This window comes from Ideonella oryzae, assembly GCF_024055665.1.
In the GTDB taxonomy this organism is placed as follows: domain Bacteria; phylum Pseudomonadota; class Gammaproteobacteria; order Burkholderiales; family Burkholderiaceae_C; genus Ideonella; species Ideonella oryzae.
Map to the genome: position 1 here is coordinate 145,786 of NZ_JAMXMC010000004.1, position 13,598 is coordinate 159,383.

Sequence of the window (13,598 nt, forward strand, 5' to 3'; positions counted from 1 at the left end):
CACCCCGGAGCCTGAGGCTGCGGGGTGCGTTGAAAGACTGGAGACTTGGTGGGCGGTGCAGGGTTCGAACCTGCGACCCCTGCCGTGTGAAGGCAGTGCTCTACCGCTGAGCTAACCGCCCGGTCTGCGGGTCTGGCTGAAGCGAATCTGGTGGGCGGTGCAGGGTTCGAACCTGCGACCCCTGCCGTGTGAAGGCAGTGCTCTACCACTGAGCTAACCGCCCGGCTGCTACCTCAGAACTGGCCGACTTGGCCGAGCCCTTCAGATCGCGAACAACTGCTTCAGCAAGAAGTCGTTCCCGGGAAAGTCTGCCATTATGCCATGGCCTTTTCCCACAGGGCAAGCACTTCGCCGGTCTTGTCGATGGACTTCATCAGCTCGGCATGGGCGGCCAACTCGGCATCGGCCACCGCCACCAAGGGCAAAACGAAGCTGGACAGATCCTGCGAACCCAGCTCCAGCGTGGGGCCATCGCCCCCCTCGCTGGCGTCGATCACCAGGCTGCCTTGCCCGCGGGTCATGCGGATGTAGACCTCGGCCAGCAGCTCCGCATCCAGCAAGGCGCCGTGCAGGGTCCGGCTGGAGTTGTCCACCTCCAGGCGCTTGCACAGTGCATCGAGCGAGTTGCTCTTGCCGGGGAACATGTCCCGCGCCATCAGCAACGAGTCGGTGACCGAGGCCACATGGGCGTGGAACAGCGGCTTGCCGATGCGCTTGAGCTCGGCATCCAGGAAGCCCACGTCGAAGGCCGCGTTGTGGATGATGATCTCCGCCCCGACCCAGTAGGCGATCAGATCGTCTGCCACGGCCGAGAACAGCGGCTTGTCGGCCAGGAACTCGTCGGTCAGGCCGTGCACCCGCACGGCCTCCTCGTTGTTCTTCCGCTCCGGGTTCAGGTAGAAGTGGCGGTTGTTGCCGGTCAGCCGCCGGTTGACCATTTCCACACAGCCGATTTCGACGACGCGGTCTCCGCTGTCGGGCGACAGGCCGGTGGTTTCCGTGTCCAGGAAGATCTGTCTCATGCGCCGGCTCCCATGGCGCCGATGGGGCGGGCCCGGCGGGTGGCCCAGGCCCAGACCAGCGCACCGCCGACGATCATCGGTACGCACAGCCATTGGCCCATGCTCATGTTCAGCGCCAGCAGCCCCAGGAAGGCATCGGGCTCGCGGAAGTATTCGGCGACAAAGCGGAAGAAGCCGTACCCCATCAGGAAAGCGCCTGACAGCTGGCCAGCCCAGCGCGGCTTGCTGCCATACCACCACAACAGGCCGAACAGCAGCAGGCCCTCCATGCCGAACTCATAGAGCTGGGACGGATGGCGCGGCAAGGGCGAGCCCGACTGCGGAAAGACCATGCCCCAGGGCAGCGAGGGGTCGGCAAAGCGCCCCCACAGCTCGCCGTTGATGAAGTTGCCAATGCGCCCGCTGGCCAGGCCGGTCGGCACGCAGGGTGCAATCAGGTCCATCACGTCCCAGAACGAGCGCTTGCGCAGCCAGGCGAACAGGGCCATCGCCGCCGTCACGCCCAGCAGGCCGCCGTGGAAGGACATGCCCCCCTTCCAGACCGAGAAGATCTCCAGCGGGTTGGCCAGGTAGAAGCCGGGCTTGTAGAACAGCACATAGCCCAGGCGCCCGCCCAGCACCACGCCCAGCACGCCGAAGAACAGCAGGTCCTCCACATCGCGGGCGGTCCAGCCCGCCTGGGAGAACCAGGGTTTGCGCACCCGCAGCCGGGCCAACCAAAGGAACAGGCCGAAGGCGACCAGGTAAGTGATGCCGTACCAGTGGATCTGGACAGGGATGCCAAACCGCGTCAGGTCGAGCGCGATCGGGTTGAACTGCGGGTGAATCAGCATGGGGCGGCATCATAAGCGTCCCGGCTGCGCGAAAATACGACGGCTGGAGCAGCCCCTGCCCGCAGCCCGACCGCTTTTTGCCTTCCGAGCGCCCCAACAAACGCCTTCGAGCGTCACCGCACATGCCCGCCTACCGTTCCAAGACCTCCACCGCTGGCCGCAACATGGCCGGTGCCCGCGCCCTCTGGCGCGCCACCGGCATGCAGGACGGCGACTTCAGCAAGCCCATCATCGCCATCGCCAACTCCTTCACCCAGTTCGTGCCCGGCCATGTGCACCTGAAGGATCTGGGCCAGCTGGTGGCCCGCGAGATCGAAGCCGCCGGCGGTGTGGCCAAGGAGTTCAACACCATCGCGGTCGACGATGGCATCGCGATGGGTCACGACGGCATGCTGTATTCGCTGCCCAGCCGCGACATCATTGCCGACTCGGTCGAGTACATGGTCAACGCCCACTGCGCCGACGCGCTGGTGTGCATCTCCAACTGCGACAAGATCACCCCGGGGATGCTGATGGCCGCCATGCGCCTGAACATCCCGGTGGTTTTCGTCTCTGGCGGGCCGATGGAAGCCGGCAAGGCGCGTCTGGCCGATCCGGCCACCCACACGGTCCAGATCAAGAAGCTCGACCTGATCGACGCCATGGTGATGGCCGCCGACAGCAAGGTGAGCGACGCCGACGTGGCCGAGGTTGAACGCTCGGCCTGCCCCACCTGCGGCAGTTGCTCGGGCATGTTCACCGCCAACTCGATGAACTGCCTGACTGAGGCCCTGGGCCTGTCCCTGCCAGGCAACGGCACGGTGGTGGCCACCCACGCTGACCGCGAGCAGCTCTTCAAGCGCGCCGGTCGGTTGGCCGTCGAGCTGTGCCGCCGCTACTATGAGCAGGACGACGCCTCGGTGCTGCCGCGTGCCATCGGCAAGAAGGCTTTCGAGAACGCGATGACCCTGGACATCGCGATGGGCGGCTCGACCAACACCATCCTGCACATCCTGGCCACGGCGCAGGAAGCCGGCATCGCCTTCGACATGACGGACATTGACCGCCTCTCGCGCGACGTGCCGCAGCTGTGCAAGGTGGCGCCCAACACCAACAAGTACCACATCGAGGACGTGCACCGCGCGGGCGGCATCATGGCCATCCTGGGTGAGCTGGCCCGTGCCGGCAAGCTGCACACCGACGCACCCACTGTCCACGCCAAGACCATGGGCGACGCGCTGGCGCAGTGGGACATCGCCGTCACGCAAGACGAGGCTGTCCGTACCTTCTACAAGGCCGGCCCGGCCGGCATCCCCTCCCAGGTGGCATTCAGCCAGGCCACCCGCTGGCCCAGCCTGGACCTGGACCGCGCCGAGGGCTGCATCCGCTCCTTCGAGCATGCCTTCTCCAAGGAAGGCGGCTTGGCGGTGCTGCGCGGCAACATCGCCCTGGACGGCTGCGTGGTGAAGACCGCCGGCGTGGACGACAGCCTGCTGGTCTTCGAAGGCCCGGCCCATGTGGTCGAAAGCCAGGACGAAGCGGTCGAACACATCCTGAACGACCAGGTGAAGGCCGGCGATGTGGTCATCGTGCGCTACGAGGGCCCCAAGGGCGGCCCGGGCATGCAGGAAATGCTCTACCCGACCAGCTACATCAAGTCCAAGGGACTGGGCAAGGCCTGCGCCCTGCTGACCGATGGCCGCTTCTCGGGTGGCACCTCGGGCCTGTCGATCGGCCACTGCTCACCGGAAGCCGCCGCCGGCGGCACCATCGGCCTGGTCAAGAACGGCGACCGCATCCGCATCGACATCCCGGCGCGCTCGATCAATGTGCTGGTGAGTGATGAGGAACTGGCCCGGCGCCGCGCCGAGCAAGACGCCAAGGGCTGGAAGCCGGCCCAGCCGCGCCCGCGCAAGGTGTCGGCCGCTCTGAAGGCCTACGCCCTGCTGGCCACCTCGGCTGACAAGGGCGCGGTGCGCGACCTGTCCAAGCTGGAGGACTGACGGCACCTGAAGCAGCGGACCACCCGGGAGGGTGGCCCGCTCAGTTCACTTGCGCCGCGGGTTCTTCGGGCCCAGACCCATCGCGTCGATGTTCCGACGCCGCCGCTCCTCCTTGCGCGCTGCGTCCTTCTCCATCGCGCGGCGGCGGGTCAGGCCTGTCGCATCGGCGTAACCCCACCAGGCCAGTGCCAGGCCAAAGGGCAGCAGCACCCAGACCCAGCCCCAGCCGGCCACCGGCCCCCACTCGGCGAGCTTCATCACCAGCAGCAGCACGCCCAGCACCACAAAAGCCATCGTGTTCTCCTTGCCCGCGGCCGGGTCGGCCTGATCAGTCCACCACGCGGACTTCCCTAGAATGGTTTGTCCCACTGTAAATCACCCACCCCGGGTTCACCATGGGGCCAGGGAAGGAGACTTGATGAAACTGCTGCTGCCCGCCCTGCTGTGGCTTTCTGCATCCACCGTGCTGGCCGCACCGAATGCGCAGGCCCTGGCCACCAGCAAGAACTGCCTGGCCTGCCACGCGGTGGAGCGCAAGCTGGTGGGCCCGTCTTACCAGGACGTGGCGGCACGCTATGCCGGCCAGAAGGATGCCCTGAGCCGCCTGGCCGAGAAGATCCAGAAGGGCGGCTCGGGCAGTTGGGGCCCCGTGCCCATGCCGGCCAACCCGGTCACGCCGGAAGAGGCCAAGACCCTGGCCACCTGGGTGCTGTCGCAGAAGAAGTGACGCCTTCGCACCGATCGGCCCCATGAAAAAAGCCCCGCACCGCGGGGCTTTTTGCTGAGCGTCTGGACTCAGTTGTTCTGCGACAGCTGGTCCAGGATGGCCGGGTTCTCCAGCGTGGAGGTGTCCTGGGTGATGGCCTCGCCCTTGGCAATGGAACGCAGCAGGCGGCGCATGATCTTGCCCGAGCGGGTCTTGGGCAGGTTGTCGCCGAAGCGGATGTCCTTGGGCTTGGCGATCGGGCCGATCTCCTTGCCCACATGATCGCGCAGCTGCTTGGCAATCGCCTTGGCTTCGTCACCGGTGGGGCGCGGACGCTTGAGCACCACGAAGGCGCAGATGGCCTCACCGGTCGTGTCGTCCGGACGACCCACCACCGCGGCCTCGGCCACCAGCTCGGTGCAGCTCACCAGCGCCGATTCGATCTCCATCGTGCCCATGCGGTGGCCCGAGACGTTCAGCACGTCGTCGATGCGACCGGTGATGGTGAAGTAGCCGGTCTTGGGGTCGCGGATGGCACCATCGCCCGCCAGGTAGTACTTGCCCTGGAAGTCGGCCGGGTAGTAGCTCTTCTTGAAGCGCTCCGGGTCGCCCCAGATGTTGCGGATCATCGAGGGCCAGGGGCGCTTGACCACCAGGATGCCACCCTGGCCCCAGGGCACGTCCTTGCCGGTCTCGTCCACCACCGCGGCCTGGATGCCCGGGAAGGGCAGCGTGCAGGAACCCGGCACCAGCGGAGTGGCCCCCGGCAGCGGGGTGATCATGTGGCCACCGGTCTCGGTCTGCCAGAAGGTGTCCACGATGGGGCAGCGGCCGCCACCCACATGCAGGTGGTACCACTCCCAGGCCGCCGGGTTGATCGGCTCGCCCACCGAGCCCAGGATGCGCAGGCTCGACAGGTCGTAGCTCTTGGGGTGCACGGCGTCGTTGGCCTCGGCCGCCTTGATCAGGCTGCGGATGGCGGTGGGCGCGGTGTAGAAGATCGTGACCTTGTGGTCCTGGATCATCTTCCAGAAGCGGCCGGCGTCCGGGTAGGTGGGCACGCCTTCGAAGACGATCTCGGTGCCGCCCAGGGCCAGCGGGCCGTAGGTAATGTAGCTGTGGCCGGTGACCCAGCCGATGTCGGCCGTGCACCAGAAGACATCGTCCTCGCGCAGGTCGAAGGTCCAGGAGGTGGTGAGCGCCGCATGCAGCAGGTAGCCGCCGGTGCTGTGCTGCACGCCCTTGGGCTTGCCGGTGGAGCCGCTGGTGTAGAGCAGGAACAGCGGGTGCTCGGCCTCGACCCACTCGGGCTCGCAGCTGTCGGGCAGCCCGGCCACGGCATCGGCCATCCAGAGGTCGCGGCCTTCCTTCATGGTCACCGCACCGCCGGTGCGCTTGACCACCAGCACCTTCTCGATGGCACCGCAGCCGTCCAGCGCCAGCGCCTCGTCGACGATGGCCTTCAGCGGCAGGTGCTTGCCGCCACGCACCTGCTCGTCGGCGGTGATGACCAGCTTGGCACCGGTGTCCTCAATGCGGTCACGCAGCGACTGGGCCGAGAAGCCACCGAACACCACCGAGTGGATGGCGCCGATGCGGGCGCAGGCCTGCATGGCCGCCACGCCGTCGATCGACATGGCGATGTAGATGACGACGCGGTCGCCCTTCTTGACGCCCTGGGCGCGCAGCGCATTGGCGATGCGGCAGGTGCGGGCCAGCAGTTCGCTGTAGCTGACCTTGGTGACCTCGCCACCGTCGGCTTCGAAGATCAGCGCGGTCTTGTCACCCAGGCCGCGCTCGATGTTGCGGTCCAGGCAGTTGTAGGAGGCGTTGAGCGTGCCGTCGGAGAACCACTTGAAGAAGGGTGCCTCGCTCTCGTCGAGCACCTTCGTGAACGGCGTCTTCCAGCTGATCAGCTCACGTGCGCGCTGGGCCCAGAAACCCTCGTAGTCGGTTTCCGCTTCCTTGCAGAGCGCCTCGTAGGCGGCCATGCCCGACACACGGGCCTGGGCGGCCACAGCGGGATCGGGGGCATAGATCTTCAGCTCGTCGCTCATCGTGATGTCTCCTGTGTTCTCGATTTGAGTGCTTGCATGCACTTTCCGGCGCAACTGTGGCCCTTCGGTCTGACGATGGGCTTACTCTGAATCCTGCTGCAATGCAGCAAATTGGCGGCAGATGACGTCGTCACGGCAGTCTTGCGGGACAACCCTAGAATCCCGGCATTCACGACCTTCCGGCCTGTCACCGCGGCCATCCACGACCCGATGAACACCCCGAAAACCTCCGGACGGCCCATGCGTCCCCTGCCCGCCCTGATCTTCGCCAGCCGCTGGCTGCAGCTGCCGCTGTATCTGGGCCTGATCCTGGCCCAGGCGGTCTATGTCTTCCACTTCTGGGTGGAACTCGTCCACCTGATCGAAGCGGCCTTTGGCAACACCCAGGCGCTGGACACGCTGGTCAAGAGCGTGGGTTATCTTCCTCCCACCGACGGGCAGGTCAAGCTCAACGAAACCCTGATCATGCTCGTGGTGCTGGGCCTGATCGACGTGGTGATGATCAGCAATCTGCTGATCATGGTCATCGTCGGCGGCTACGAGACCTTCGTCTCACGCATGAACCTGGAGGGCCACCCGGACCAGCCGGAATGGCTGGACCACGTGAATGCCTCGGTGCTGAAGGTGAAGCTGGCCACGGCCATCATCGGCATCAGCTCGATCCACCTGCTGAAGTCCTTCATCAGCGCGGCCAATATCGATGAAAAGACCCTGCTCTGGCAGACGCTGATCCACCTGACCTTCCTGCTGTCGGCCCTGGCCATCGCCGCCACCGACCGACTGCTGGGGCATGGCCACAAGCCGGCGGGCGAGGAACACTGAACGTCAGCGGGGGCGACGCATCAGCAGCAGCGCCCCCAGCGCGCCCGACAGCACCGAGCCGCAGAGCACCCCCAGCTTGACGGGTGTGTCATGGTCCCCCGGCAGACCGGCAAAGGCCAGGCCGCCGATGAACAGGCTCATCGTGAAGCCGATGCCACACAGCACGCTCACGCCGAAGACCTGTCCCCAGTGGGCCCCTGCGGGCGCACTGGCCCAGCCCAGCCGCACCATGGCCCACACGCAGCCGAAGACGCCCAGGGTCTTGCCCACCAGCAGTCCGGCCGTGATGCCCAGCGACACCGGCTGCAGCAGGTCCGACCAGCTCAGGCCGGCGAGCGACACACCTGCGTTGGCGAAGGCGAACATCGGCAGCACGAGAAAGGCCACCCAGGGGTACAGGCCGTGCTCCAGCGCCTCGGCCGGTGAATGGCCGTCCTCGCCGTCGCTGGGAATGAACAGCGCGGTGGCCACCCCAGCCAACGTGGCGTGCACGCCGGACTTGAGCACGCAGACCCACATCATCAGACCGATCACGATGTAGAGGTCAGCTCGGCGCACCCCCGCCCGGTTGAGCAGCGCCAGCAAGACCAAGCAGGCCACCGCGGCCCCCAGCATGGGCAGAGACAGCTGGGCGGTGTAGAACACCGCGATGACCGCGATCGCCCCCAGGTCGTCGATGATGGCCACCGCCGTGAGGAAGATCTTCAGCGAGGCAGGCACTCGCGGGCCCAGCAACATCACGATGCCGATGGCAAAGGCGATGTCGGTGGCCGCGGGAATCGCCCAGCCGCGCAACGCCACCGGGTCGCCCCAGTTGATGGCGGCATAGATCAGGGCCGGCAGGGCCATGCCGCCCAGGGCGGCCACCGCCGGCAGCGCGGCCTGGGCCGGGCGCGACAGCTCGCCGTGCACGAACTCGCGCTTGATCTCCAGCCCGACCAGGAAGAAGAACACCGCCATCCACAGGTCATTGACCCAGACCTGCAGCGGCTTGGCCAGCACCAGCCAGTCGCCGCCGATCCGCACCTCGCCCGGGATCTGGTCGAAGGCCGTGTACAGATGGGCCCAGGGCGAATTGCTGAAGATCAGGGCCGCCACGGTGGCCAGGGCCAGGACGATGCCTCCGGCCGTCGGGGCCGCGAAGAAGCGCTTGATTCCGTCGAACACGCTGGGTTGACTCCTCGTCGTTACACTGCCGGGTTGCGACCCTGGCCCATCTTGCTTCTGCTCCGGGCATTGGACCATGGCCAGCCCGCCGCCCTGGCGGCCATCATCGCAAGGACTCGACCGAGCCATCCACATGACCACCACCATCCGCTACCAAGATCTGGTCGACAGCGTCGCCGGCGCGCTGCAGTACATCAGCTACTACCACCCGGCCGACTACATCGCCCACCTGGCGCGCGCCTACGAGCGCGAGGAATCGCCGGCCGCCAAGGACGCGATCGCCCAGATCCTGACCAACTCGCGCATGTGCGCTGAAGGCCGTCGCCCGATCTGCCAGGACACCGGCATCGTCAACGTGTTCCTGAAGATCGGCATGGACGTGAAGTGGGAAGGCTTCCCCGGCTCGATCCAGGACGCCGTCGACGAAGGCGTGCGCCGCGGCTACCTGAACCCGGACAACAAGCTGCGCGCCTCGGTGCTGGCCGATCCGATCTTCGAGCGCAAGAACACCAAGGACAACACCCCGGCGGTGGTCTTCATGGAGGTGGTGCCCGGCGACAAGCTGGACGTGACCGTGGCGGCCAAGGGCGGCGGCTCCGAGAACAAGTCCAAGGTCTACATGCTCAACCCGAGCGACAACATCGTCGACTGGGTGCTCAAGACCGTGCCGACCATGGGTGCGGGCTGGTGCCCGCCGGGCATGCTGGGCATCGGCGTGGGCGGCACGGCGGAGAAGGCCGCCCTGCTGGCCAAGGAATCGCTGATGGACGACATCGACATGTACGAGCTGCTGCAGCGCGGCCCGCAGAACAAGCTCGAAGAGCTGCGCATCGAGCTGTACGAGAAGGTCAACGCGCTGGGCATCGGCGCGCAGGGCCTGGGTGGCCTGACCACCGTGCTGGACGTCAAGATCAAGACCTACCCGACGCACGCGGCCTCCAAGCCCATCGCCATGATCCCGAACTGCGCGGCCACCCGCCACGCCCACTTCGTGATGGACGGCTCGGGCCCCGTCTACCTGGATCCGCCCAGCCTGGACCTGTGGCCCAACGTGCACTGGGCGCCGGACTACAACAAGTCCAAGCGCGTGGACCTGAACACGCTGACCAAGGACGAAGTGGCGAGCTGGAAGCCCGGCCAGACCCTGCTGCTCAACGGCAAGATGCTGACCGGCCGCGATGCCGCACACAAGCGCATCCAGGACATGCTGGCCAAGGGCGAGACGCTGCCGGTGGACTTCACCAACCGAGTCATCTACTACGTCGGCCCGGTCGATCCGGTGCGTGACGAGGTGGTCGGCCCGGCCGGCCCCACCACCGCCACCCGCATGGACAAGTTCACCGACATGATGCTGGAGAAGACCGGCCTCATCAGCATGGTGGGCAAGGCCGAGCGCGGCCCCGCCGCCATCGAGGCCATCAAGAAGCACAAGTCGGCCTACCTGATGGCCGTGGGCGGCAGCGCCTACCTGGTGTCCAAGGCCATCAAGGCCGCCAAGGTGGTGGGCTTCGCTGACCTGGGCATGGAAGCCATCTACGAGTTCGATGTGGTCGACATGCCGGTGACGGTGGCGGTGGACGCCGGCGGCACCAGCGCCCACATCGAAGGCCCGAAGACCTGGCAAGCCAAGATCGGCAAGATCCCGGTCAGCGTGGCCTGATCGCCCCCCGGCCTCAAACAGCAAACCCCGCCTCGGCGGGGTTTTTTCATGGCTGCAACGCCGGCTTCAGGCCGCAGGCGGCGGCTCGGCCGACGGCAGCATCTGCACCACCCGCTGCGGGAAGGGAATCTCCACCCCCAGGCGGTTGAGCAGGCGCCAGATCGCCAGGTTCACCTCGGAGCGCACGCCACCCTGGCCATTCTCCGGGTCGATGATCCAGAAGGTGATGGTCAGCTCCAGGCCATCGGACGCGAAGTTGGAGAGTTGCACCCCGGGCGAGGGATCAGGCAGCACCCGCCGGACCGCCGACACCGCCTCGACGATCTGCGGGAACAGGGCATCCAGGTCGGTGCCATAGCCCACCTGCACCACGGTGGAGACCAGCACCTTGGGATCGGCCAGCGAGGAGTTCTCCACCCGTTGGGTGATCAGCAGCTCGTTGGGCACGATGGCCTCGCGCCCGTTGAGCGCGCGGATCACGGTGTAGCGGGTGGTGATGCGGGCAATCGTGCCCTCGAAGTTGTCCACCCGCACCGTGTCGCCGATGCGCACCGAGCGCTCGGCCAGGATCACGAAGCCCGAGACGTAGTTGGAGGCCAGTTTCTGCAGGCCGAAGCCCAGGCCCACCCCCACCGCGCCGCCCAACACCGACAGGGCCGACAGGTCGATGCCCGCCGAGGACATCGCCAGCAGCAGGCCGATGAAGATCAGCAGCGTGCGGATCAGGTTGGCGCCGGCCATGCGCAGCGAGAGCTGGTCGCCGGTGGCCCCCTTGAGCAGTTGCGTCTCCAGCGCCGCCGAGATCCACAGCGTGATGACCATCACCACGCCCACGCTGAGCGCGCCCTCCAGCAGCGAGCGCACCGACACCACCGAGGTGCCCAGCTTCCAGCGGATGTCGTCCAGTTCGTTCAGGATCTCCGGCAGCACGCCGGTGATCCAGCCCACCACCGCCAGCCAGGCCAGCCAGGAGATGGTGCGCTCGACCACCCGCATCAGGTGGGACCCCGGGAAGGCCACGGTCAGCACCCGCACCGACAGCCGGATGCTGGCAAAGGAGATCAGCACCGGCAGGACGATCTTGAACATCGCCAGCGGCACGCCCCAGCCCAGCAGGGCCCGCCGGGCCAGGTAGGCCAGCCCCAGGGCCAGCAGGGGAAACAGCACCCCGTCGACGATGCGGCGGCCGTACCAGATGGAGCGCTCGGGCACCGTGGGGCCGCGCACCACCCGCACCAGCAGCCAGGCCAGGGCCAGGCAGGTCAGCACCACGGCGCCCTCGATCAAGGCGCTGGGATGCGTCAGGGCACCGAGGAATTCGTCGAGGGTGAGGACGGGAATGACGGGGGCGGAACTCATGCCCGCGATTGTCGCCTCAGCCCATGACAGCGGCCGGCCTCAGACGTCGGCCAGCGCGCGCAGATGGGCCACCACGCTGCGGGCCAGCGAGCTCAGCGCGTAGCCACCCTCCAGGCAGGAAACCACCCGCCCCTTGGCATGGCGCCGGGCCAGCTCCACCACCCGGCGGGTGATCCATTCGAAGTCGGCCTCGACCAAGCCCATGCGGCCCATGTCGTCCTCGCGGTGGGCATCGAAGCCGGCCGAGATGAAAAGCATCTCGGGCTTGAAATCCTCCAGCCGCGGGATCCAGTTCGCCTCGATCATCTCCCGCACCTCGCCGCCGCGGGTGTAGGGCGGCACCGGCAGGTTGACCATGTTCGAGCCCAGCGGCACGCCGCCGGTGAACGGGAATATCTGGTCCTGGAAGAAACTGACCATCAGGATGCGCTCGTCCCCGGCCACGATGTCCTCGGTGCCGTTGCCGTGGTGCACGTCGAAGTCGACGATGGCCACCCGCTTGAGCCCGCGCACATCCAGCGCGTGGCGGGCCGCCACCGCGATGTTGTTGAAGAAGCAGAAGCCCATCGACTGCGAGCGCGTGGCGTGGTGGCCGGGCGGGCGGATGGCGCAGAAGGCGTTCTCGGCGCGGCCATCGATCACCGCGTCGGTGGCGGCCACCGCGGCACCGGCCGAACGCAGGGCCGCCTGCCAGGTGTGCGGGCCCACATAGGTGTCCGGGTCCAGCGCCCGGTGCTCCCCCGTCTCGATGGCCTGGCGGATGAACTCCTCCAGCTCGGTGATGTAGCCCTCGGTGTGGGCCAGCAGCAGGTCGCTGTGCGCGGCCAGCGGCACGTCGAAGCGCGTGAGTGCCACATCCACGCCGGAGGACAGCAACTGGTCCTCGATGGCATCCAGCCGCTGGGGGCATTCGGGGTGGCCGGCGCCCATGTCGTGCAGGCGGCAATCGGGGTGGGAGAAGTAGGCAGTGGTCATCGGAACAGGGCCAGCGCAGGGTCGGGACAAGTCATTCCCAGCATGCCAGTGAAACCGGGCTGGGTAAGCTATCGTCTGCCCTCATGATCAGCACAAGCCTTCTCGCCCGATTGACGAATCTCAAGGGACAGGTCAACAACGTGATCGCGGGCAAGACGGCCCAGGTGGAGGATAGCCTGGCCTGCCTGCTGGCCGGTGGCCACCTGCTGATCGAGGACGTGCCTGGGGTGGGCAAGACCACCCTGGCCCATGCCCTGGCTGCCTCGCTGGGCCTGCGCTTCTCCCGTGTCCAGTTCACCTCCGACCTGCTGCCCAGCGACCTGGTGGGGGTGAGCGTCTTCGAGCGCCAGCGCGACAGCTTCGTCTTCCACCCGGGCCCGTTGTTCACCCAGGTGCTGCTGGCCGACGAGATCAACCGCGCCGGCCCCCGCACCCAGAGCGCCCTGCTGGAGGCGATGGAGGAGCACCAGGTCAGCGTGGACGGCAAGACCCGCCCGCTGCCCCAGCCCTTCTTCGTCATCGCCACCCAGAACCCGGCCGAACAGCTGGGCACCTACCCGCTGCCCGAGAGCCAGCTCGACCGCTTCCTGATGTGCATCAGCCTGGGCTACCCCGACCGCGCCGCCGAACGGACGCTGCTCGCGGGCGAGGACCGGCGCGAGGCGGTGGCGCGTTTGCCCGCGGTGATGGAGACGGACAATCTGATCGAGGCGATGGCCGCCGTGCGCACGGTGCACGCGTCCGACGCCCTGCTGGACTACCTTCAGGCCCTGATCGAGGCCACCCGCAGCGGGCGCTGGTTCGTCCAGGGCCTGTCGCCCCGGGCCGGCATCGGCATCCTGCGGCTGGCGCGGGCCCGCGCCCTGCTGCAGGGCCGTGACCACGTGGCCCCCGACGACCTGCAAGCGCTGCTGCCCCAGGCCCTGGGCCACCGCCTGGTGCCGGTGGCTGCGGCCGGGCGCGGCCCGCGTGAGCAGGTGCGCGCCATGCTGGACGCCGTGGCCCTGCCCTGACC

Annotated in this window: 12 protein-coding genes and 2 tRNA genes; 5 read left to right on the forward strand and 9 right to left on the reverse strand. The window is 67.3% G+C overall.

What is annotated here, in order from left to right:
* Window positions 1-46 precede the first annotated feature (46 nt).
* From M0L44_RS07555 to lgt, 4 genes are all read right to left on the reverse strand, one after another.
* A tRNA-Val gene (locus M0L44_RS07555) sits at window positions 47-121 on the reverse strand.
* A gap of 27 nt (window positions 122-148) precedes the next feature.
* Window positions 149-223: transfer RNA gene (locus M0L44_RS07560), tRNA-Val, on the reverse strand.
* Window positions 224-314: 91 nt separating this feature from the next.
* Window positions 315-1,022 carry a DNA polymerase III subunit epsilon gene (dnaQ, locus tag M0L44_RS07565; RefSeq protein WP_252769032.1) on the reverse strand — a complete coding sequence of 236 codons (708 nt, stop codon included), beginning with the start codon at window positions 1,020-1,022 and terminating at the stop codon, window positions 315-317.
* Window positions 1,019-1,855 carry a prolipoprotein diacylglyceryl transferase gene (gene lgt / locus M0L44_RS07570; protein ID WP_252769033.1) on the reverse strand — a complete coding sequence of 279 codons (837 nt, stop codon included), beginning with the start codon at window positions 1,853-1,855 and terminating at the stop codon, window positions 1,019-1,021. The genes dnaQ and lgt overlap by 4 nt, the downstream gene beginning before the upstream one ends.
* Window positions 1,856-1,977: 122 nt before the next feature.
* On the opposite strand from lgt, the gene ilvD reads away from it, so the two are divergent.
* The gene (gene ilvD, locus M0L44_RS07575) at window positions 1,978-3,837 is read left to right on the forward strand and encodes a dihydroxy-acid dehydratase (protein ID WP_252769034.1); all 1,860 of its coding nucleotides are present in this window, start codon (window positions 1,978-1,980) and stop codon (window positions 3,835-3,837) included.
* A gap of 45 nt (window positions 3,838-3,882) precedes the next feature.
* On the opposite strand, the gene M0L44_RS07580 is transcribed toward ilvD, so the two are convergent.
* Window positions 3,883-4,131 (reverse strand): TIGR04438 family Trp-rich protein, encoded by a 249-nt coding sequence (locus M0L44_RS07580; protein WP_252769035.1) that lies wholly within the window; start codon window positions 4,129-4,131, stop codon window positions 3,883-3,885.
* Between the two features lie 124 nt (window positions 4,132-4,255).
* On the opposite strand from M0L44_RS07580, the gene M0L44_RS07585 reads away from it, so the two are divergent.
* Window positions 4,256-4,564, forward strand: coding sequence for a c-type cytochrome (locus M0L44_RS07585; RefSeq protein ID WP_252769036.1), 309 nt, complete (start codon window positions 4,256-4,258; stop codon window positions 4,562-4,564).
* Between the two features lie 68 nt (window positions 4,565-4,632).
* On the opposite strand, the gene acs is transcribed toward M0L44_RS07585, so the two are convergent.
* Complete coding sequence (gene acs / locus M0L44_RS07590; RefSeq protein WP_252769037.1) at window positions 4,633-6,600, reverse strand: acetate--CoA ligase; 1,968 nt, start codon at window positions 6,598-6,600, stop codon at window positions 4,633-4,635.
* 240 nt (window positions 6,601-6,840) lie between these two features.
* On the opposite strand from acs, the gene M0L44_RS07595 reads away from it, so the two are divergent.
* Window positions 6,841-7,422, forward strand: coding sequence for a TIGR00645 family protein (locus M0L44_RS07595; protein ID WP_252769038.1), 582 nt, complete (start codon window positions 6,841-6,843; stop codon window positions 7,420-7,422).
* Window positions 7,423-7,425: 3 nt separating this feature from the next.
* Here M0L44_RS07595 and nhaA read toward each other — a convergent pair whose 3' ends face one another.
* Window positions 7,426-8,589: a Na+/H+ antiporter NhaA gene (gene nhaA, locus M0L44_RS07600; RefSeq protein WP_252769039.1), complete on the reverse strand. Its 1,164-nt coding sequence runs from the start codon at window positions 8,587-8,589 to the stop codon at window positions 7,426-7,428.
* Window positions 8,590-8,722: 133 nt separating this feature from the next.
* Between nhaA and M0L44_RS07605 the strand changes: the two genes are divergently transcribed.
* Window positions 8,723-10,249, forward strand: a complete 1,527-nt coding sequence (locus M0L44_RS07605) for a fumarate hydratase (protein ID WP_252769040.1) — start codon at window positions 8,723-8,725, stop codon at window positions 10,247-10,249.
* Window positions 10,250-10,315: 66 nt separating this feature from the next.
* On the opposite strand, the gene M0L44_RS07610 is transcribed toward M0L44_RS07605, so the two are convergent.
* A complete protein-coding gene (locus M0L44_RS07610) occupies window positions 10,316-11,608 on the reverse strand; it encodes a mechanosensitive ion channel family protein (protein ID WP_252769041.1) in 1,293 nt (430 codons plus the stop codon).
* A gap of 39 nt (window positions 11,609-11,647) precedes the next feature.
* Window positions 11,648-12,583 (reverse strand): histone deacetylase family protein, encoded by a 936-nt coding sequence (locus M0L44_RS07615; protein WP_252769042.1) that lies wholly within the window; start codon window positions 12,581-12,583, stop codon window positions 11,648-11,650.
* An 83-nt stretch (window positions 12,584-12,666) separates the two neighbouring features.
* On the opposite strand from M0L44_RS07615, the gene M0L44_RS07620 reads away from it, so the two are divergent.
* A complete protein-coding gene (locus M0L44_RS07620; protein WP_252769043.1) occupies window positions 12,667-13,596 on the forward strand; it encodes an AAA family ATPase in 930 nt (309 codons plus the stop codon).
* Window positions 13,597-13,598: the final 2 nt, after the last annotated feature.

What these genes read in the sequence shown, in the direction of transcription:
- dnaQ (WP_252769032.1), bottom strand. Translation starts at nt 1,022, where the DNA reads ATGAGACAGATCTTCCTGGACACGGAAACCACCGGCCTGTCGCCCGAC.
- lgt (WP_252769033.1), bottom strand. Translation starts at nt 1,855, where the DNA reads ATGCTGATTCACCCGCAGTTCAACCCGATCGCGCTCGACCTGACGCGG.
- ilvD (WP_252769034.1), top strand. Translation starts at nt 1,978, where the DNA reads ATGCCCGCCTACCGTTCCAAGACCTCCACCGCTGGCCGCAACATGGCC.
- M0L44_RS07580 (WP_252769035.1), bottom strand. Translation starts at nt 4,131, where the DNA reads ATGGCTTTTGTGGTGCTGGGCGTGCTGCTGCTGGTGATGAAGCTCGCC.
- M0L44_RS07585 (WP_252769036.1), top strand. Translation starts at nt 4,256, where the DNA reads ATGAAACTGCTGCTGCCCGCCCTGCTGTGGCTTTCTGCATCCACCGTG.
- acs (WP_252769037.1), bottom strand. Translation starts at nt 6,600, where the DNA reads ATGAGCGACGAGCTGAAGATCTATGCCCCCGATCCCGCTGTGGCCGCC.
- M0L44_RS07595 (WP_252769038.1), top strand. Translation starts at nt 6,841, where the DNA reads ATGCGTCCCCTGCCCGCCCTGATCTTCGCCAGCCGCTGGCTGCAGCTG.
- M0L44_RS07605 (WP_252769040.1), top strand. Translation starts at nt 8,723, where the DNA reads ATGACCACCACCATCCGCTACCAAGATCTGGTCGACAGCGTCGCCGGC.
- M0L44_RS07610 (WP_252769041.1), bottom strand. Translation starts at nt 11,608, where the DNA reads ATGAGTTCCGCCCCCGTCATTCCCGTCCTCACCCTCGACGAATTCCTC.
- M0L44_RS07615 (WP_252769042.1), bottom strand. Translation starts at nt 12,583, where the DNA reads ATGACCACTGCCTACTTCTCCCACCCCGATTGCCGCCTGCACGACATG.
- M0L44_RS07620 (WP_252769043.1), top strand. Translation starts at nt 12,667, where the DNA reads ATGATCAGCACAAGCCTTCTCGCCCGATTGACGAATCTCAAGGGACAG.